20 protein-coding genes are annotated in these 19,007 nt (G+C 69.7%); 17 read left to right on the top strand and 3 right to left on the bottom strand.

The window, feature by feature from the left end; translation table 11 throughout:
• Positions 1–8: 8 nt before the first annotated feature.
• From ABD156_RS25385 to ABD156_RS25355, 7 genes are all read left to right on the top strand, one after another.
• Positions 9–797 (top strand): SDR family oxidoreductase, encoded by a 789-nt coding sequence (locus ABD156_RS25385; protein ID WP_344278572.1) that lies wholly within the window; start codon positions 9–11, stop codon positions 795–797.
• 13 nt (positions 798–810) lie between these two features.
• Positions 811–2,436 carry a thiamine pyrophosphate-binding protein gene (locus ABD156_RS25380; protein WP_344278570.1) on the top strand — a complete coding sequence of 542 codons (1,626 nt, stop codon included), beginning with the start codon at positions 811–813 and terminating at the stop codon, positions 2,434–2,436.
• Positions 2,437–2,439: 3 nt separating this feature from the next.
• Positions 2,440–3,033 carry a dienelactone hydrolase family protein gene (locus ABD156_RS25375; RefSeq protein WP_344278568.1) on the top strand — a complete coding sequence of 198 codons (594 nt, stop codon included), beginning with the start codon at positions 2,440–2,442 and terminating at the stop codon, positions 3,031–3,033.
• Between the two features lie 200 nt (positions 3,034–3,233).
• Positions 3,234–4,616, top strand: coding sequence for an MFS transporter (locus ABD156_RS25370; protein ID WP_344278565.1), 1,383 nt, complete (start codon positions 3,234–3,236; stop codon positions 4,614–4,616).
• A complete protein-coding gene (locus tag ABD156_RS25365; RefSeq protein ID WP_344278562.1) occupies positions 4,613–5,518 on the top strand; it encodes an MBL fold metallo-hydrolase in 906 nt (301 codons plus the stop codon). Before ABD156_RS25370 ends, ABD156_RS25365 begins: the two co-directional genes overlap by 4 nt.
• Positions 5,519–5,531: 13 nt before the next feature.
• Positions 5,532–6,650 carry an FAD-dependent monooxygenase gene (locus tag ABD156_RS25360; protein ID WP_344278559.1) on the top strand — a complete coding sequence of 373 codons (1,119 nt, stop codon included), beginning with the start codon at positions 5,532–5,534 and terminating at the stop codon, positions 6,648–6,650.
• 99 nt (positions 6,651–6,749) lie between these two features.
• A complete protein-coding gene (locus ABD156_RS25355; RefSeq protein WP_344278557.1) occupies positions 6,750–7,325 on the top strand; it encodes a dihydrofolate reductase family protein in 576 nt (191 codons plus the stop codon).
• A 15-nt stretch (positions 7,326–7,340) separates the two neighbouring features.
• Here ABD156_RS25355 and ABD156_RS25350 read toward each other — a convergent pair whose 3' ends face one another.
• Positions 7,341–8,186, bottom strand: a complete 846-nt coding sequence (locus ABD156_RS25350) for a hypothetical protein (RefSeq protein WP_344278554.1) — start codon at positions 8,184–8,186, stop codon at positions 7,341–7,343.
• A gap of 351 nt (positions 8,187–8,537) precedes the next feature.
• Between ABD156_RS25350 and ABD156_RS25345 the strand changes: the two genes are divergently transcribed.
• Entirely contained in the window at positions 8,538–9,104 is a 567-nt protein-coding gene (locus ABD156_RS25345) for a TetR/AcrR family transcriptional regulator (RefSeq protein ID WP_344278550.1), read from the top strand.
• Here the strand turns inward: ABD156_RS25345 and ABD156_RS25340 are convergent.
• Positions 9,101–9,697 (bottom strand): TetR/AcrR family transcriptional regulator, encoded by a 597-nt coding sequence (locus tag ABD156_RS25340; protein WP_344278547.1) that lies wholly within the window; start codon positions 9,695–9,697, stop codon positions 9,101–9,103. The genes ABD156_RS25345 and ABD156_RS25340 overlap by 4 nt on opposite strands.
• Positions 9,698–9,755: 58 nt before the next feature.
• Here ABD156_RS25340 and ABD156_RS25335 point away from each other — a divergent pair, with 58 nt between their 5' ends.
• The 4 genes from ABD156_RS25335 (at position 9,756) to ABD156_RS25320 (ending at position 12,794) form a co-directional block, all read left to right on the top strand.
• Positions 9,756–10,205: an ester cyclase gene (locus ABD156_RS25335; protein ID WP_344278544.1), complete on the top strand. Its 450-nt coding sequence runs from the start codon at positions 9,756–9,758 to the stop codon at positions 10,203–10,205.
• Positions 10,202–10,627 carry a DUF3237 domain-containing protein gene (locus ABD156_RS25330; RefSeq protein ID WP_344278541.1) on the top strand — a complete coding sequence of 142 codons (426 nt, stop codon included), beginning with the start codon at positions 10,202–10,204 and terminating at the stop codon, positions 10,625–10,627. The genes ABD156_RS25335 and ABD156_RS25330 overlap by 4 nt, the downstream gene beginning before the upstream one ends.
• A gap of 85 nt (positions 10,628–10,712) precedes the next feature.
• Entirely contained in the window at positions 10,713–10,904 is a 192-nt protein-coding gene (locus ABD156_RS25325) for a hypothetical protein (protein WP_344278538.1), read from the top strand.
• Positions 10,905–11,015: 111 nt separating this feature from the next.
• On the top strand, positions 11,016–12,794 hold the full coding sequence (locus ABD156_RS25320; protein WP_344278535.1) for a glycoside hydrolase family 76 protein: 1,779 nt from the start codon (positions 11,016–11,018) through the stop codon (positions 12,792–12,794).
• A 236-nt stretch (positions 12,795–13,030) separates the two neighbouring features.
• Here ABD156_RS25320 and ABD156_RS25315 read toward each other — a convergent pair whose 3' ends face one another.
• Positions 13,031–14,251, bottom strand: a complete 1,221-nt coding sequence (locus ABD156_RS25315; protein ID WP_344278532.1) for an amidohydrolase family protein — start codon at positions 14,249–14,251, stop codon at positions 13,031–13,033.
• An 827-nt stretch (positions 14,252–15,078) separates the two neighbouring features.
• Between ABD156_RS25315 and ABD156_RS25310 the strand changes: the two genes are divergently transcribed.
• The 5 genes from ABD156_RS25310 to ABD156_RS25290 are packed head-to-tail and all read left to right on the top strand — an operon-like array spanning position 15,079 to position 19,004.
• Positions 15,079–15,738, top strand: coding sequence for a GntR family transcriptional regulator (locus tag ABD156_RS25310; protein ID WP_344278529.1), 660 nt, complete (start codon positions 15,079–15,081; stop codon positions 15,736–15,738).
• Positions 15,735–16,547: a carbon-nitrogen family hydrolase gene (locus tag ABD156_RS25305; protein ID WP_344278526.1), complete on the top strand. Its 813-nt coding sequence runs from the start codon at positions 15,735–15,737 to the stop codon at positions 16,545–16,547. The genes ABD156_RS25310 and ABD156_RS25305 overlap by 4 nt, the downstream gene beginning before the upstream one ends.
• Positions 16,544–17,203 (top strand): DUF2848 family protein, encoded by a 660-nt coding sequence (locus ABD156_RS25300; protein WP_344278523.1) that lies wholly within the window; start codon positions 16,544–16,546, stop codon positions 17,201–17,203. The genes ABD156_RS25305 and ABD156_RS25300 overlap by 4 nt, the downstream gene beginning before the upstream one ends.
• The gene (locus ABD156_RS25295; protein WP_344278520.1) at positions 17,203–18,663 is read left to right on the top strand and encodes a 4-hydroxyphenylacetate 3-hydroxylase family protein; all 1,461 of its coding nucleotides are present in this window, start codon (positions 17,203–17,205) and stop codon (positions 18,661–18,663) included. The genes ABD156_RS25300 and ABD156_RS25295 overlap by 1 nt, the downstream gene beginning before the upstream one ends.
• Positions 18,660–19,004 carry a cupin domain-containing protein gene (locus ABD156_RS25290; protein WP_037814846.1) on the top strand — a complete coding sequence of 115 codons (345 nt, stop codon included), beginning with the start codon at positions 18,660–18,662 and terminating at the stop codon, positions 19,002–19,004. The genes ABD156_RS25295 and ABD156_RS25290 overlap by 4 nt, the downstream gene beginning before the upstream one ends.
• Positions 19,005–19,007 lie beyond the last annotated feature (3 nt).

The following is a 19,007-nucleotide window of genomic DNA, read 5'->3' as shown; positions in this document are numbered from 1 at the left end:
GAAAACCCGTGGATTTGGGATTGAAGGGCCGCGCGGTGCTCGTCACCGGGGCCAGCTCCGGCGTCGGGCTCGCGACCGCCGCCGCGCTGCTGGCCGAGGGCGCGCACGTCGCCGCCTGCGCCCGCGACGGCGTCCGGCTGGAGAAGGCCCTCGCCGATCTGCCCCGCGCCGACGGAGCCCGGCTGTACACCGCGTCCTGCGACGTGCTGGACGAGGCGCAGGTGGAAACCTTCGTCGCCGACGCCGCCCGCGAGCTGGGCGGACTGGCCGGGATCGTGAACAACGCGGGCCGGTCGCTGATGGCGCGGCTCGCCGAGACGACCGACGAGCAGTGGCGGGAAGAGTTGCAGCTCAAGATCTTCTCGGTGCTGCACGTCGTCCGGGCTGCGTTGCCGTGGCTGCGCGAAGCGGCGAATCCCGCTGTGGTGAACGTGAACGCGATCCTCGCCCGCCAGCCCGAACCCCGGTTGGCGGCGACGTCAGCGGCCAGGGCGGCGCTGCTCAATCTCTCCACGACACTCGCGACCGAACTGGCTCAGGACGGCGTGCGGGTCAACTCCGTCTGCCTCGGTCTGGTCGACACCGGACAGTGGCGACGCCGGTACGAGGCCTCCGGCAGCGAGTTGTCCTTTGTGGACTGGTCAGCCGAACTGGCCGCGGATCGCGGAATCCCGCTGGGACGGCTCGGCACCGCCGAAGAGGTCGCTTTCCCCATCGTCACGCTGCTTTCGCCGCGTGCCTCCTACGTGACCGGCGCGACGATCGACGTCGGCGGCGGCATCGCTCGTTATGTCTAGAAGGGACGGACCCATGAATCACGGTCACGGAGGCGAGCTTCTCGTCCGCCTGCTGTCCGAAGCCGGAGTGGACACCGCCTTCGGCGTGGTGAGTGTGCACAATCTGCCGCTGGTGGAAGCGGTTTCGCAGCATCTGCGGTTCGTGCCGGTGCGGCACGAAGCGGCCGCGGTGAACGCCGCCGACGGGTACGCCCGGGCCAGCGGCGGCCTCGGCGTCGCGATCACCAGCACCGGTACCGGCGCGGGCAACGCGGCGGGCGCGCTGGTGGAGGCGCTCACCGCGGGCAGTCGCGTGCTGCACGTGACCGGCCAGATCGACTCCGAATTCCTCGGCAGCGGCCGCGGCGTAATCCACGAGACGCGCGACCAGATCGGCATGCTGAGCGCGATTTCCAAGCACGCGGCCACGATCACGTCGGTCGAGACCGCCGAGGACACCCTGCGCGCGGCGATTCGGCACGCGCTGTCGGTGCCGAGCGGTCCGGCCAGCGTCGAGTGGCCGATCGACCTGCAATACTCGCGACACGAATTCCGTCCTGGCTCGCTTGAGTCGACCCCGATCCCGCCGCCCGACGCCGTCGCCCTTGCGGAAGCAGCAGAATTGCTTGCCGCCGCACGCCGTCCGGTGTTCTGGCTCGGTGGAGGCGCGACCGGTGCGCGCGACGAGGTGCGCGCGCTCGCGGAACGACTCGGTGCAGCGGTGTTCACCAGCAACTCCGGTCGCGGCACAGTGCCGGAGAACCACGAACTGGTCGTCGGCAACTTCGCCGCACACGAGTCGGCGGCCCAACTGCTCGCCGACGCCGATCTGCTCGTCTCGGTCGGCACGCACTTCCGCTCGAACGAAACCAAGCACTACCACCTGGCGCTGCCCGAACGGCACCTGCAGATCGACGTCGACGCCGACGCGCTGGGCCGCGTTTACCCGGCCACCCTCGGAGTGCAAGGCGATGCGGCGGCGGTGCTGAACGCATTGTCCACTGTGGAATCCGGCACCGAGCCTGGCTGGCGCGAACGCGTCGTCGCGACCCGGAAAGCCGTGCGGGACAAGCTGAACGAGGCGATCGGCCCGTACGCGGAGATCTGCGCCGCACTGCGCGACGGCCTCCCGGCCGAATCCGTGATCGCCCGCGACGTCACCATCCCGTCCAGCCAGTGGGGCAACCGCCTGCTGGACATCCACGACCCGCGCACCAACGTGTTCCCGGTCGGCGGCGGCATCGGACAGGGCCTCGCCACCGGCATCGGGGCCGCGCTCGCGACGCCGGACGCGCCGACCCTGGTGATGGCCGGCGACGGCGGCCTCGCGGTGCACCTCGGCGAACTGTGCACGCTGGCGCAGGAACGGCCGTGGCTCGCGCTGGTCGTGTTCAACGACGGCGGATACGGCGTGCTGCGCAACATGCAGGACCACCACCGCGGCCAGCGCGCCGGCGTCGACCTGTACACGCCGGACTTCGCGCGCATGGCGCAGTCGCTGGACCTGCCGCACGAGCTGGTGTCGAAGCCGGGCCAGTTCGCCGACGCGCTGGCGAAGGCGGTGGCTCAGCAGGGGCCGTTCGTCATCGAGGTGGACGTGACCGCCCTGCCCGCGACGCCGCGGCCGTTCGTGCCGCCGGTGCCGGTTCCGGAGAGCTGAGCCGTGGGAGGCATCATCGAAGCTGCCGAAGTCCACCACCATCACGGGCACGGACCCGCGAACCGCCGCCGACGGGTGGTGCGGACGTCCGCGCCGCTGCTGGTGCGGCATCCGCCCGGCCGCGTGCGCGGCGCGGTGCTCGTGCTGCACGGGGCCGCCGGTCTCGACGAACCCGTCGAGACCACCTGCCGCACGCTCGCGAGCTGCGGTTACGTCACCGTCGCGCCGCTGTTCTACTACGAGACCGGCGGCCACACCTTCGGTCCGGATAAAGCGGAGGCCGCGTTCGCCGCGCTCGAGCTTTCCGACCTCGAAGCCGACCTCGCCGGCGCGCTCGACTACCTCGGCACCCGGCTGGGAATGCCGCGCCACCGCGTGGCCGCCGCCGGTTTCGGCTCCGCCGCCCACCTCGCCGAACTGGCCGGCATGGACCTCGCCGCCGCTCTCGGACCCGAGCCGCCACCCTGGCCCGGTACGCCCGGATTCGACCCGCATGCGCCCGATCGGCTCGTGCTGCCCGCCGGACCGTCCGCCGCGGACGACCTGGTCCGGTTCCTGGACGCCGCGCTGCCGGACTCGACGCCCTCAGGTCCGTGACGAAGCCCGCCCCAATGTGGCATTGGGTGCGTCAGACGCACCCAATGTGGCATTCGGTGCGTCACATGCACCCAATGCCACATTGGGGCGCGAACCCCGCTCCCTGCCCGGCCGCGACGGCAGCTGCCCAGCACCGCCTTGATTTCCGGCCGCCTGAACCCCCTACGATCGATTGCACGCTCCGGCTCCGAGGAGGGCCCATGAGTATCGCCGCCACCCCCGAGGTGACCCAGCGGGACATCGCCGCCCGGCTGGAACGGCTCCCGATGTCGCGATGGCAGGTCTCGATTCGCCTGATCATCGGCATCGTCACGTTCTTCGAGGCGTTCGACCAGCTGCTGATCGCCTACACCCTGCCGGTCATCGGCCGCGAATGGCACATGACGACCGCGTCCAGCACCGCGACGCTGACCATCGGCTCCATCGGCATGCTGCTCGGCGCGCTGGCGTCCGGCTGGGCCGCGGACCGGATCGGCCGCGTCAAGGTGATCACGCTGTGCGTCGCCGTCACGGCGTTGTGCAGCCTGGCGATGACGTTGTGCACCGCGCTGCTGCCGTTCCTGATCCTGCGGTTCGTGCAGGGTCTCGCGATCGGCGGGGAAGTGCCGACCGCGGCCGCGTACATCGCGGAGATCAGCCGGGCCCGCCGCCGCGGCCGCTTCGTCCTGATGTACGAGATCGTCTTCCCGGCCGGTCTCGCGGTCGGCGCGCTGGTCGCGGCCTGGGTCATCCCGCATTGGGGCTGGCGTCCGCTGTTCGCGCTGGCCGCCGTCCCGGGTCTCGCCGCGGTGCTGCTGCAGCTGCGGATTCCGGAGTCGCCGCGCTGGCTCGCCGCGCACGGGCACACCGAGAAGGCCGAGCAGACGATGGCGCTGATCGAGCGCCGGGTCGAGGAATCCCTCGGCCGTCCGCTGCCTCCGCCCGCCGAGGCCGCCGCGGCACCGGCGGCGGCGCCCGCGAAGCGCGGCTCGTTCCGCGACCTGTTCGCCGGCCGCTACCGGCGGCGCACGCTGATGGTGTGGACGATCTGGTTCGTCGGCTACCTCGCCAACTACGGCATCACCTCGTGGCTGCCGACGCTGTACAAGGGTTCGTTCCACCTCTCGATCGGCCAGGCGCTCTGGTACAGCACGGCCACGTCGGTCGCCGGTCTGGTCGGCTGCCTGATCGCCGCGCTGGTCGTGGACAAGCTCGGCAGGCGGGTCGTGCTGGCCGCGGGCCTGGGCGGGACGACCGCGATGCTGGTCGTGCTGGGCGCGCTCGGCGCCGGGACTCCGTTGCAGCTGCTGGTGTGGTCGTCGCTCGCGGCGATGTTCAACTTCGCGGTGAACGTCTGCCTGTACCTGTACACGCCGGAGCTGTACCCGACGCGCAGCCGCGCGCTGGGTGTCAGCCTCGGCGGCGTGATGAACCGGTTCGGCCTGATCCTCGGCCCGATCCTGGTCGGCGCGCTGTACGCCGGCGGCAGCGGACTCGCCTCGGTGTTCCTGGTGCTCGGCGGGATCTGCCTCGTCGGCGCGCTGGTCGCCGGGTTCTTCGCCGAGGAGACCAAGGGCCGCACGCTCGAAGAGGTTTCGCCGTGACGGACCCGCTCCGCGTGGTCCTGCTCGGCACGGCGGCCGGGCCGTACCCGGCGCCGGGCCGGCAGGGCTGCGCGAACGCGGTGGTGGTCGGCGGGCGCGTCTACCTGGTCGACGCGGGTTACGGGACGCTCGGCAAGTACGTCGCCGCCGGGCTGTCCCTGCGCGACCTGGCCGCGGTGTTCGTGACGCATCTGCATTCCGATCACGTCGCCGAGCTGTTCACGCTTTTCCTGCTCGGCTGGGGCCCGGCGAATCAGGGCGTCGTCGATCCGGTTCCGGTCTACGGCCCCGGCCCGGACCCGACCGACCCCGGCCCGCCCGCCGCGGGCACGACGGGGCTGATCGCGGGCAATCTCGCCGCGTTCGGACAGGACGTCGCGGTGCGGCAGCGGACCAGCGACCGGCCGCGGCTGGCCGGCCTGATCCGTGCCACCGACGTCTCGGTGGCCGGGGAAACCGTTGTGCACGAGGACGATCGGGTGCGCGTGACGGCTCGGGCCGTCCCGCATCCGCCGCTGCATCTGGCGCTGGGCTACCGGTTCGAGACCGAGCACGGCGTGGTCGCCTTCTCCGGCGACACCGCCCGCAGCGACGCGGTCGGCGAGCTGGCCGCGGGCGCCGATTTGCTGGTCCACGAAGCGATGGAGCCCGATTTCTACCGCAGCATCGGCTATTCGCCGAAACTGCTGGACTTCCTCGCCGCCTCGCACACCTCGCCGGCGGACGTCGGCCGGGTCGCCGCGGCGGCCGGAGCTCGCCGGGTCGCGCTGTCGCATCTCGGCCCCGCCGACCTCGCCCGCCTCGACGACGAGGGCTGGCTCCGGCGAGTCCGTCCGCACTATTCCGGCCCGGTCGTCGTCGGCCACGATCTGCTTGACCTCGCTGTCTCAAAGACTGTCTAAAGGAGCTTTCGCTGTGCCGGAAATCGCGATCGTCGGCGGCGGGATCGGCGGCCTGGCCGCCGCTGTCGCCCTGCGGAAGGCCGGATTCTCGCCGGTCGTGCACGAACAGGCGGGCGGATTCGGCCGCGTCGGCGCGGACATCAACCTGACGCCCAACGCCGTCCGCGCCCTCGACGGCCTCGGCGTCGGCGACGAACTGCGCGAAACCGCGGCGCGGCCGAAGTACCGGATCAGCCGCACCTGGGACACCGGCGAGGAGACTTCGCGCCTGCCGATGGGCGACGAGGCCGAACGCCGCTACGGTTCGCCGCAGCTGACGATGCACCGCGCGGACCTGCTCGCCGCGTTGGAACGCGCGCTGCCCGACGGTGTTGTCCACTTGGGACACAAGCTGACCGGACTGTCCACAACGGACTCGGTTTCGCTGGACTTCGGTTCTTCGGAGGCTTCCGCGGACGTCGTGATCGGCGCCGACGGCATCCACTCCGCCGTCCGCACAGCGTTGTTCGGCGAGGAACACCCGGAGTTCACCGGTGTCGTCGCGTACCGCGCGGTACTGCCCGCGGGCTCGGTGGACGTGCCGAACCTGGACTCCTTCACCAAGTGGTGGGGCCCGGATCCGGACACTCAGCTGGTGGTTTTCCCGCTCAACCGCGGCGAGGACGTATTCGTCTTCGCCACGACCCGGCAAAGCCAGTGGCGGCACGAATCCTGGACCACCCCGGGCGACGTGGCCGAACTGCGCGAGGCGTACCGCGGCTTCCACCCCGAGGCCCGCGCGCTGCTGGAGGCGTGCGAATCGGTGCTGCAATCGGCGCTGTACGTCCGCGATCCGCTGCCGACCTGGTCCGCCGGCCCGGTGACGCTGCTGGGCGACGCGTGCCACCCGATGATGCCGTTCATGGCGCAAGGGGCGGGAATGGCCATTGAGGACAGTGTGGTGCTGTCGCGGGCGCTGGCGGCGTACCCGAATACGGAGGTCGCGCTGAAGGCGTACCAGGCGGCCCGGCTGGACCGGACGCGCGAGGTGCAGCTGGCCTCGCGGAACAACAGCTGGCTCAAACAGAGCGGAACCAGCTCGACCGCCGCGGACGCGATCTACGGGTACGACGCCTGGCACACTGCGGTGTGACCCAGGTCATAATCAGGGTTCCGGGTGGCGTGTCTGATCGGGCCGGGTCCGTTCGACGCTTAGGTGAACAGGCACCATCCCGAACCAGGAGCTGATCTCATGCGCACCCTCATCGCCACCGCTTTCGTGTCCCTCGACGGCGTCGTCGAAGCCCCCGGCGGCGAGGCCGGCTACCGGAACGCGGGCTGGACGTTCAAGGACATCGAGTTCGACCCCGCCGCCTACGCGCTCAAGGGCGCCGAGCAGGAGGAAGCGGCCGCGCTGCTGCTCGGCCGCGTCAGCTACGAGGCGTTCTCGCCGGTGTGGCCGGACATGACCGAGGAATTCCCGCACTACAAGGTGATGCCGAAGTACGTCGTGTCGACCACGCTGCGCGACGAGGACCTCGTGACGAACTGGGGCGAAACGACCATTCTTCGCTCGCTTGACGAGGTCGCCGCTTTGAAGGAAACCGAAGGCGGTCCGATCATCGTCAACGGCAGCGCGACGCTCGTCCGCGAGCTGACCGACGCCGGGCTGGTCGACCGGCTGAACCTGCTGGTCTTCCCGGTTCTGCTCGGCGCCGGGAAGCGGCTGTTCAGCGAAACCGACAAGGACAAGCAGCCGCTGAAGCTGGTCGAAAGCGAAACCTACTCGAACGGGATTCAGAAGCAGATCTTCGAATTCGTCCGCTGAGCGGCCGCACGGTGGTCAGGTCACCGGGGTTTCTTTGCCTGGTGCGCCCGCGTCGGACACGCCGCGAATCGTGGCGGCGCGGGCGAACCAGCTGTCGAACAGGTCGCGGTAATGCGCGGTGCGCGGCGACCGGTCGTCCGGCGACAACCGGTCGTAGAACTCGAAGGGCCGGATCCGGTCGCCTTCGGTCCATTGCAGGTACGAGGCGAACACGGTGCCGTCGCCGAAGCGGAAGCCGTGCACGACCGGCACGCAAGCGTAGGACTTCAGCTCGACGACGATGCCTCGCCGGTGCAGGTCCTCGGCCTCCTGGTCGAGGAACGACCGGATCCTCGCCGTGGTGCGGCGGGCCTCCGCGGCCCACTCCCCGGGAAGCTCGCCCGCCCGGTCGATGAAGTCCGGGTCGAGGCACAGCAGCGTGATGCGCCAGCCGGTGGGCCGGTCGTGCGAGGTGAGCCAGGTGGCGAGCACCGGCCAGACGGTGTTCAACGTCAGGCCGAGCACTTCAAGACGACGCTGCCGCCGTCCGGTCGCGGCGTTCTCCAGCGACGAGAGCACCTCGGTGAGCGAATGCGTGACGGCTTCGCGCTCGACGCCGGCCAGCCGGGTCCGCAAGCCCCGGACCTCGCGCCCCAGCTGGTAGACGGCGATCGTGGTGACCTCCAGCATCACCCCGATCAACGCGACGAGCCCGGACAGCTCGAGCCGCCCGACGTAGCGCTCGATCACCAGCCGGGTCGGCTCGATCGTGACGAGGATCAGGTACACCCCGGCGAGCAGCGCCACCGAGGTCGTGACGATCTCCCAGATCTGCCGGACCCGGATGGACACCTGCGGCCGGTCCCGCCGCTTCCGCCTCACGACGACGCACCCGACCTGGACAGCATTCGACGTCCCCCTCGGCGTTCGCTCACGTGCCCATCGTGCCGGTGCGCGGGCACGGCACGCTAGGGCGGACCGGGTGCTCGCCCCGCTGACGCGCCGCGGGGATTCCGCTCGGCGAGAGGTGCTGTCCGGAAGACCTCGACCGGTGGTCGCGGGAACCGGTTCTTGCTGACCGTGTCTCCGCCGCCCCTGTCCGGCGTCGCGGGCACCGGGCGAATGTGTCGAATTCCTCTGCCCGGCAGAGCGATTTCCACGAGATCAGGACGCGCCGCCGGGCGGTCCGCCGTCGGAACTAGTCACTGACAAGTCGGTGGCATACTCGATGCCATGGCCCGTCGTTACCATCACGGCGATCTGCGGCAGGCGGTGCTGACCGCGGCTGTCGAGGTGCTCGGCGACTCCGGTCCGGCCGCGGTCAACCTGCGCGACCTCGCCCGCCGGGTCGGGGTCTCGCACGCCGCCCCGGCGCACCACTTCGGCGACCGGTCCGGGCTGCTCACCGCGGTCGCCGCGCAGGGGTTCGACCTGCTCGCGGACACCCTCGAGGAGCTGCCGCCGTCGTCGGATCTGCTCGAAGCCGGGGTCGCGTACGTGTCGTTCGCGGTCGAGCACCGGGCGCACTTCGAGGTCATGTTCCGCCCGGAATTGCTCCGCGCCGACGATCCGGACCTGCGGGCCGCGCAGGAGCGCAGCAACCAGGCGATGGACTGGGCGATCGCCGGGTTCCGGGACGGAAGCGTCGATCCGGTGGTCGCCGGCGCGGCGGCCTGGTCGCTCGTGCACGGGTTCGCGACGCTGTGGCTGCAGCGCGCGCTGCCCGCGGACGTCGGTGACGACGTCGAAGCGGCTGCCCGCGCGGTGGCGGAATTGCTTGTCCGGGGCGCGAATCCCTAGCCGGCTGTTCGTTCCGGGAGGAGTCGCTCGACGGTGCGGCGGGCAGTGTCCGCGGCAGCGTGGTCGCCGAGCCGCAGTGCGATGTTCGCGGCGGTGAGCACCGCGTCGATCTGGAAAGCGGTGATCTCGGCGTCGATTTCCGCGATGTGCCGCAATTCCCCGGCGAGCAGCTCGCGCCAGGCTTGCTGCTGGCGCACGAGAAGATCCCGCACCGGGCCCGGTTTGCTGTCGAAGACCGGGAGATTCGCCGCCCAGAAACAACCGCCCGGGAAGAGCGGTTTCCCGGCGTAATCGAGCCACCGCTCGATCAACGCGGTCAGCCGCGAGAGGCCCGGCGGCTGGTTCGCCGCGGGGCGGAGCACGGCCTCGGCGAAGAGTTCGCGCGCGCCCTCGCCGACCGCGAGCTGAAGGTTTTCCTTCGTGCCGAACAGGGTTTGGATGCCCGCCTTGCTGATTCCGAGGTCAGCGGCGAGCCTGCCGAAACTCAGGCCGTCGAGCCCGTCCACCGACGCGACGTCGACCGCGTGCCGGACGACCGTCTGCCGGGATCGTGCTCCGCGCAGCAACCGTCCGTCTTGTTCGCCCTCGCTCACCGGAATCATCCTGCCACAGGCCCTTGTCAATAAATACGTACGACCGTATGTTTAGTTTATGACCGACTCATGGATGGTTGAGCTGGCCCGCGAGCTGGCCGTGGCGAAGAGCCGCCGGGACGTGCCCGCGGCGCTTCGGCTGATGCACCCCGGGATGCTGCTGGAGACACCGGCCTTCGGCACGAAAGCGCGCGGGCTCGCGGAGAACGAACGGGCGCTGACCCGGTTCTTCGCGTCGTTCCCGGACTACCAGGTCGCGCTGCACGGCCACGCCGCGAACGACGGCACGCTGGTCTGCTGGGGAACGGCGCGGATGACGATGACCGGGGAGCGGTTCGGCGTCCGCCCGGACGGCACTCGCGCTGAACTGCCGGTGTTCATCCAGTTCTCCTTCCAGGACCGGCTGATCGCGGGCGAACGGTTCTTCTTCGACCTGGCGGAGCTGTGTGCGCAGTCGGGCGTCTCGACGGACGCGGTCCGGCGCACCCTGTTCGGAGTCGCGGCATGAACCTCGACGCGCGGGTGCGGGACGTCGGCGAGATCGCCACCCGGTACTTGTTCGACCTGGTCGTGGACCTGAGCCCGCGGGTGGAATTCGGGGACGGGCGGGTGTTCTTCGCTTCCGCCGGCGGCACCTTCCACGGGCCGCGGCTGCACGGCGAAGTGCTTCCGGGCGGCGGAGACTGGGCGGTATTCCGGCCGGACGGCACGATGACGCTGGATGTCCGGCTCGCGCTGCGCACCCACGACGGTGCCTTGCTGCACCTGACTTACCGCGGCCGCCGTACCAGCTCGGGCACGTACTTCCGGACGAATCCGCTGTTCGAAACCGGGGCGGAGCAGTACGCGTGGCTCAACGACGTCGTCGGCGTGGGATCGGGCTACCTGGTGGACGGCGGGGTCGCCTATCGGATCGCCGAGGTCTTGTAGCGGCGCGGGCCGGTGAGCTTCGTCAACGCCGCCCTCCCGCGCGTCATCTCGGCAGCGTGCGCGGCTCGGTGCCATCCTGGGAGGCATGACCCACTACGCGCTGACCCAGTCCGTGGCGATCGCGACCGAGCTCGAGGCCAAGGGATTCCTCGGCACGGTCGGCAAGATCGCCGCCGCCACCATCATCTTCTTCGTCGCGATCGGCCTGATCGTCGGGCTCGTCCTCGGCTATTTCATCGGCCGTTCGGTGGGACGGCGCCAGGGCAGCGGCGGCTGATCGGGTTAACCCGGCTGTCCGGAACGGGACAGAACCGCGCGCGGCCCTTCACCGGCGTCCGCGCGAGTTCTTATCCTGGGCGGAAATTCACCCAGGCGAGGGGACGAGTCCATGCGGACCGTGCTCGTAGTGCTGCTCGTGTTCGCCTCGTTGACCGTCCCGCGCGCGACCGCTGCCGTTTGCGCGCTTTCCTGTGACCAGCTCGATCCGTCGCGGGCCGCGCAAGAGACGTTTCCCTTGCCGGACAAGGACATCAACGGCCGAGTGCTGCGCCTGCACGTCTCCGATTCCGACGGGATGGCCTGGGCCAGCATCGACAACGGCCGCACCGGCGACGCGGTGTGGCTCGACCGGTCGTGGGACGGCGGCGGCACCTGGGACGGTCTGCTGGGCAAAGCGAGCATTCCGGACACGTGGACCGGAACCCGCACGCTCATGTACAACCTCACCGACCCGGTCGGCCACCGCCGCGGCCTGCTCCGAGCCTGCGGAGACGCGCAAGCCGTCGCGTGCACAGCCTGGATCTACCCGACCGTCTGCGACGCCGCCTGCGACGGTTCCGCCCCCGGCACCGGCGACAACCAGCCAGTGGGACCCGCGACCATCTTCGGCCGATCCGTCCGGCTGCACTTCGACGACCGCGGAATGTCCTGGGCCAGCATCGATTCCGGCGGCACCGGCGACGAGATCTGGCTGGACCGGTCCTGGGACGAAGGCGCGACCTGGCCGGACGGCTCGTCACTCGGCCGCACGAGCGTCCCCCTTGGTGCGACCGCGACACAGACCGCGACCTTCGCCGCTCGAGATCCACGCGGACGGATGAACGGCGGCGCCGTTCGAGCGTGCGGCCGGGAAGCCGCTCATCAGGAAGGCGCCTGCACCGCGTGGGCGCGCCCCGCCCAGTCGCGGGTCGCCGCGGGCGTCGACGCCCTGCTGTGGTCGCACGACGTTTACCGCGCCTGGTGGCCGTCGAGCTGGTGGAATTCGGCAGTCGCGGTCACCGCGCTGGCAGATTCCGGAGTTTCCGGCCTGGACCCAGTCCTGGCAAGGATTTTCGACGTGAACCGGGCGGCGTTTCCAGCCGGCGCGCGCAGCTCCGACCCGATCGACGGCGACTTCATCAGCCGAGCCGTCGACGACACCGCATGGTGGGGCCTGGCTTGGCTCGCGGCGTACGACCGCACGCACGATGCGCGATATCTCGCCGAAGCCACGAAAATCGCCGACTATGTGCACGGCTTCTGGGACACCGGCACCTGCGGCGGGGGAGTGTGGTGGGATCGCGAACGGACGTACAAAAACGCCGTCACCAGTGGGCTCTACCTTCGCCTCGCCGCTTCCCTGCACCGTCGCCTGGACGGTGACACCGAATGGCTGGCGCGCGCCCGTGAAGCGGGGGATTGGTACCTGCGCAGCGGCCTGATCAACTCGACAGGCTTGGTCAACGACGGCCTCACCTCGGGCTGCGCGAACAACGGCCAGACCGTCTGGACCTACAACCAGGGCCTGGCCATCGGCGGCTTCACCGAACTCTGGCGGGCGACCGGCGATCAGTCCTATCTGGACGCCTCCCGCCGGTTGGCGGACGCGGCGATGACCGGCCTCACTTCGGGCGGGGTGCTGGTAGAATCGTGTGATACCGGCTCGTGCGATGACAATCAGAAGCAATTCAAGGGTATTTTCCTGCGGTATTTCGGCGATTTCGCCGCTGCCGCCGGGCCGTCGGTGTATCAGGATTTCGTGCGGCAGCAGGCGGATTCGGTGTGGTCGCGTGATCGCGACTCGCTGAACCGTTTCGGCGAGCGGTGGGATGGCGGTGCGTCGAACGTGGTGGATTGGCGGACTCAGGCTTCCGGGCTGGAGGCGTTGATCGCTGCTGCTGGGGGGTAGGTTTCGTTGTGCCGCTCGTGTTGGGTCGAGGGTGGTGGGTTGGTGGGCTCACGCGTCCGAGTCAGAGGCGTTGATTGCTGCCGCCGCGCGGTAGGTTCCGTTGCGCCACGCTCGTGCTGGGGTCGAACGTTGTGTTGCGGGCTCACGCGTCCGGGTTGGGGATGTTGATCGCCGCTGCCGCGCGGGAGGTTCCGTTGCGCCACAGGTGATAGGGCGAGCGTGGTGGGTTGGTGGGCTCACGCGTCCGGATCGGAGCCGTTGATCGCTGCCGCCGCGTGGGAGATTCCGTTGCGCCACACGCGCCGGATCGAGAGCGTGTCCGCGATGGTGACCGTCGGATCGCCGGTGACCATCGTGAGGTCCGCGCGGAGACCAGGCTTGATCCGGCCTCGGTCGGTCAGTCCGAAGCGCTTCGCCGGGAGGGAGGTCGCGGCTCGGAGGGCTTCCGGCGGGGCGAATCCTGCCTCTGTGAGGAGTCGCAGTTCGCCGTGCAGGCTGGCGCCGTGGGCCATTCCCGGTGCGCCGAGATGCGCCGCGTCCGTGCCTGCGAGGAGGTCGACCCCGGCTTCCCTGAGCGCGGCGAGTGTTTCCAGCGCGTAGTCGAAGTGCTTGCGGGGACTGGCGGACATCGTGCCGGACAGATTCTCTCGCCACTCCGGCGTCAGCTTGGGGTAAACCCGCCGGTCCTCGGCGAGCCGGTGCCCGACGGGCTCGCCGGTGATCGACGCGAGCACCGTCAAGGTGGGAATCACGAAGGTGTCGCGGGCAGCGATCTTCTCGATCAACTCCGCAGTGGGCGGGCGATCGGCGAAGAGATGAGCGAGCCCGTCGACTCCCGCGTCGACGACCTGTTCCACCGTCTCAACGGTCATCGCGTGCGCCAGCACCATCTTCCCGCGCCGGTGGCTTTCGCGGACCGTCGCCTCGACCAGCTCGGGAGCCAGACGGGGCAGGGTTTCGCTCCCGAACAGCTGGCCGTCCTCCACCAGGACCTTGAGGTAGTCGGCCCCCTCGGCGATCCTGGCCTCGACAAACGCCGCGATCTCCTCCGCCCGAGTCGCGGTGGGCCACGGCGGGTCGCCTTCGCCCTTCCGCAGTTGGTGCGGATGCCCGCCTTCGGGGGTGAGCCCGATGGAGGGAGAACGCACGTCGGCGAAATCATTCGAGGCCGCGGCTTTGCGGCGCAACGGAATCATCTGCTCCGGCATGGAGAGCATGTCGAATTCTGTGGTGACCCCGAACGTCAGCGCCTGCCGGAGCGACGGCGCGTCGGTGTGCGTGTGCGCGTCGATAAAGCCGGGCAGCAGGGTGGCCCCGGTGCCGTCGATGAGCTCGACGCCGTCGGGGCGGGCACCGCCGACGCTCGCGATCCTGCCGTCGGCGACCTCGACGTCCACGATCCCGAGCGAGTTCTCGCCGTCGAAGACGCGTGCGCCAGTGATGACGAAGTGATTCACGGAGACCTCCCGGCAGGGGTATGCGGTGGTGATTCCGGAACCGTAAGCGGCGATGATCTTGGTGCCAAGAAGGCACTTTTCGGGTAGCTGGTGAGGTCCGGGTAACCGGGAAGGTCAATCAGGAGAAGCGGTTTCGGTCTGATGGGCGCATTCCGCGCGGGTGCTTTCGACTGTGGCATCTCCGCAGAGCGAAACGGACAACCTCGATGGTCCCGCTGTCCTTGGCGTCGAGAAGCCCTTTCGTCGGAAAGTCCACTGTGGAATGCCGGATGATCGCGAAGGAAGTGTGCTGAGAAGACAATTCCGCCCCTGGCGTGGTTGCCAGCGTAAAGGTGCTCTCCCGCGACGGCGGCCATCTCGCCCCGCGCGATCCACGTCAGGCCGGTTCGCGGCGGTAGTGCCGTGCACCTAGGTGACGCGTCCGGTGCGCGCGGTTCCAAGCGAGCCGCCCGCAAGGGGAGAAGCACTATCCCCGCTGACCTATCCGTCTCAGCTCGGCCCGAGAGATCCCTGCCGGTCAGTCGCGGCCCAGCTGGCTTGTCCGGCGGTCCTAGGCCTCACTCGCTCGGCCCGAGAGATCCCTGCCGATCGCCGTGCGCCCGCTGGCTCGTTCGACGGTCCTCGGTCTCACTCGCTCAGCCCGAGAGATCCCCGCCGGTCAGTCGCGCCCCCCGCTGGCTCGCCCGACGGTCCCCGGCCTCACTCGCTCAGCCCGAGAAGCCCGCCGACCAACCGCACCCCCGGCCACCCTCACCACCCGGCACAACCGCTCAACCTCGGCAAACACCCCTTGCCCGCCTGCCATGCGTGATGTATACATCTTGTCCATGAGCAGTGTACGACAGGCTGGGCGGGCCGGTTCCGCGCAGGACGTCACCTATCGGTTCCTCAAGCAGCGCATCGCCGAGCTCCCGCGCGACGGCGGGACTTTCCTCACCGAATCGGAGGTCGCCGAGGCGGCCGGGACGTCCCGTACTCCGGTGCGGGAGGCTCTGCTGCGGCTCGAGGCCGAGGGCTTCCTCGAGATCGTGCCGAAGAAGGGCGCGTTCGTGCCGCCGATCTCCGACGCGGAGGTGCGGGCGGTGATGGAGGCGCGCGAGCTCGTCGAGGATTCGTGCGTCCGCAAGCTCGCCGAGCGCGTCGACGAGGCCTTCCTCGCCGAGCTGGACGACATTCTCGCGAAGCAGCGCGAGGTGGTCGACGAACCGGTGCGGTTCATCGAGTTCGACCGCGCGTTCCACCGCGCGATCGTGCGGCGGGCGGGAAATCCGGTGCTGGCCGAGTTCTACGAATCGTTGCGGGACCGGCAGGTTCGGATGGGGTTGCGCGCGGTGGCGGGCAGTGAAACCCGCGCCGAAACGGTGCTGGCTGAGCACGCGGCGATCGTCGAAGCCTTGCGCGGCGGCGAGCCGGCGGCGGCCGGAGAAGCGCTGGCGAAGCATTTGTCCAGCACGATGACGGCGTTGCGGGTCGGGGAGCGGCTGTGAAGGTCGCGCTGGTGCAGCTGGCCAGCCCGCCGGACGAGACGGCTGCGGACCGCCGGGTGCGGGCCGGGCAGCTGGTGGAGTCGGCGCGCGGGGCCGAACTGGTCGTGCTGCCGGAGTTGTGGGCTGCTGGGTACTTCTCGTTCGACGCGTATCCGGACGAGGCGGAAACCCTAGACGGGCCGACGGTCACGGCGGGGCGCGAATGGGCGCGCAGGCTGGGTGCGTATGTGCATCTCGGCAGCCTGGTGGAGCGGGACGCCGCCGGGCGGCTGTTCAATACCGCGGTGTTGCTCGCGCCGGACGGCACGATCGCGCATACCTATCGCAAGGTGCACGTCTTCGGCTATGCCTCGCGCGAGGCGGAATTGCTCACGCCGGGCGAAACACTCAGCGTCGCGGCAACGGAACTCGGGCCGATCGGCGCGACGACCTGTTACGACCTGCGGTTTCCCGAGTTGTGGCGCGGGCTGGTGGACCGCGGCGCGAAGACGGTCGTGGTTCCGGCCGCGTGGCCGGCGGCGCGGCGCGAGCACTGGCGCATGTTCACCTCGTGCCGTGCGGTGGAAGAGCAGGTCGTGGTGATCGCGGTGAACGCGGCCGGCACGCAGCGCGGCGGCGTCGAGCTGGCCGGTACCAGCCGGATCGTCGATCCGTGGGGCACCGTGCTGGCGGAGGCGGGCAGCGGCGAGGAAGTGCTGCGCTGCGAAATCGATCAATCCATTGTGGACACGGTGCGGGCGGAGTTCCCGGTGCTGGCCGATCGGCGATGGCCGGTGTCCACAGCAGACTTCACGGGAGCGGGAGTATGACCACGATTGTGCTGCACGTCGCGGGAACCGGGGAGGAACTGGCGTTCGCTCCGGCGCGGCTGGTGGTGGCCGGGTACACCGGAAGCGACGAGGCCGCGGTCGAGGAGCACATCGCCGAGCTGGCGGCGATCGGAGTGCCGCGGCCGGAATCGGTGCCCGCGTTCTATCACCTTGACCCGGAATTGCTGACGACCGAACCGGTGGTCGGTGTGGGCGCGCCGGGGACGTCCGGCGAGGTCGAGCCGGTGCTGATCCGGCATCAGGGCAGGTATTTCCTCGGGGTCGGGTCCGATCACACCGACCGCGACCTGGAGCGGGACGGCGTCGCACTGTCCAAAGCGGCCTGTCCGAAGCCGCTCGGGGAAGTCGTCGCCGAGATCGGGTCCGAAGTGTCCATTCCGGACTGGGACCACGTCGTCGCGGACTCCAGTGTGGACGGTTGCCCGTATCAGAAGGGGGAACTGGCCGCGCTGCGGCATCCGGCGGATCTGCTCGACCGGCTCGGTCCGGTCGAGGGCGATTTCGCGCTGTACTGCGGCACTCTGCCGCTGCTCGGCGGCGAGTTCACCTATGGCGCGTACTGGCGCGTCCACCTGGAACTGCCCGGCGGTCCGACCCTGACCCACGCGTACGAAACGAAACAGAGGAGCGAGTGATGCGCAGCGGAGCCGACTATCTGGCCGCACTGAAAGGCCCCCGGCGGATCTACCTCGACGGCGCGCCGGTCGAGGACGTCGCCCACCACCCGGCGTTCGCGCCGATCGCGAAGACCATCGCCGAACTGTTCGACCTCGCGGCCGACCCGGAGTCCGGCATCTCGGTCACCGACCCGGCGACCGGGTCCACAGTGAACCGGCTCTTCACGCCGCCGCGCAGCCGCGAAGACCTGAAGGCATACCGTGAAGCGGCGACCACCTGGGCGCGGCACACGCACGGCTGGGTCGGCCGCAGCCCGGACCACGTCGGCGCGTTCGTCGCGGCGTTCTCCGCGCACCCCGAGGCATTCTCGCAAGGCGAGCGGGACTTTTCCGCCAACATCGCGGCGTACCACAAGCGCGTGCTGGAGGAGAATCTGTACGTCTCCTACGCGATCATTCCGCCGCAGGTTTCGCGGGCGACCACCGCGCACGCCTGGGAAGGCGACTTGATCCAGGCCGGCGTCGCGGAGGAGCGCGAGGACGGCATCGTGATCCGCGGCGCGCAGATGCTCGCGACCGGCGGTGCGGTGGCCGACGAGATCTTCGTGTCCTGCATCAAGCCGCTCGGGCCGGAGGACGCCGACTTCGCGCTCGGCTTCGCGGTTCCCGTTGACGCGGAAGGCCTTAAGCTCTACTGCCGCCGTCCGTACGCCCCGGCCGCCACGAGTGAATACGACTACCCGCTCACCTCGCGCTACGACGAAACCGACGCGCTGGTGGTCTTCGACGACGTCTTCATTCCGTGGGACCGCGTGTTCGTCTACCGGGATGTCGCGGGATTGCGGCGACAGTTCTTCGACACCGGAGCGCACGTTTTCGGCAACTGGCAGGCGCAGATCCGGTTCATGGTGAAGACGCAGTTCATCGCCGGGCTCGCGCGCAAGGTCGCGGCGGTCAACGGAGTCGACAAGTTTCCCGGCGTGGTCGAGAAGCTCGGCGAGCTGGCGAGTCTCGCGTCCATTGTGGAGTCGGCGGTGCTGGCCGCGGAGTACACCGCAGAACCGGACAGCAACGGCATGTGGCGGCCCGGCTCTCGCGCAGTGTACGGCGCGATGGGGCTGCAGGCCGAGCTGTACCCGCGGCTGCTGGCGATCCTGCGCGACCTGGTCGGCGGCGGGGTGCTGCAGGTGCCCTCCAGCGTCGCGGACCTGACGAACCCGGAGACCCGCGCCGATATCGACAAATACATTTACAGCCCGTCCGCGCCCGCGGAGGAGCGGGTGAAGCTGTTCAAGCTCGCCTGGGACGTCGTCGGCAGCGAATTCGCCGGACGCCATCACCAGTACGAGATGTTCTACGCCGGCGCGCCGTTCGTGGTGAAGGGCTACGCCTACCGCAACTACGGCTTCGACGGCGCGCTCGCCGACATCGACGCCTTCCTCTCCAGCTACGACCTCGACGGAGCGATCACCCGATGAACAAACCGGAACACGAATTCTTCCCGGTGACCGACGTCGCTTTCACGGTGTGCCCTGGCGACGACCCGAAGATCACCGAGCGGATTCTCGCCAAGGACCCGGAAACCGGCGTCGCCACCCGGATCCTGCGTTACGAACCGGGTGCCGATTCGACGCCGATGGGCGTGCAGAAACACGATTTCTGGGAGGAGGTCTACATTCTCGAGGGCTCGTTCACCGACCTCACGCTCGGCCGCACGTTCACCGCGGGGATGTACGCCTGCCGTCCGCCGGGCATGCCGCACGGCCCGTGGCGGACCGACGAGGGGGTCGTCACGTTCGAGGTCCGCTACCCCGCCTGAACC

Source organism: Amycolatopsis albidoflavus, assembly GCF_039525725.1.
Lineage (GTDB): Bacteria > Actinomycetota > Actinomycetes > Mycobacteriales > Pseudonocardiaceae > Amycolatopsis > Amycolatopsis albidoflava.
This window is presented reverse-complemented; position numbering and strand designations above follow the sequence as displayed.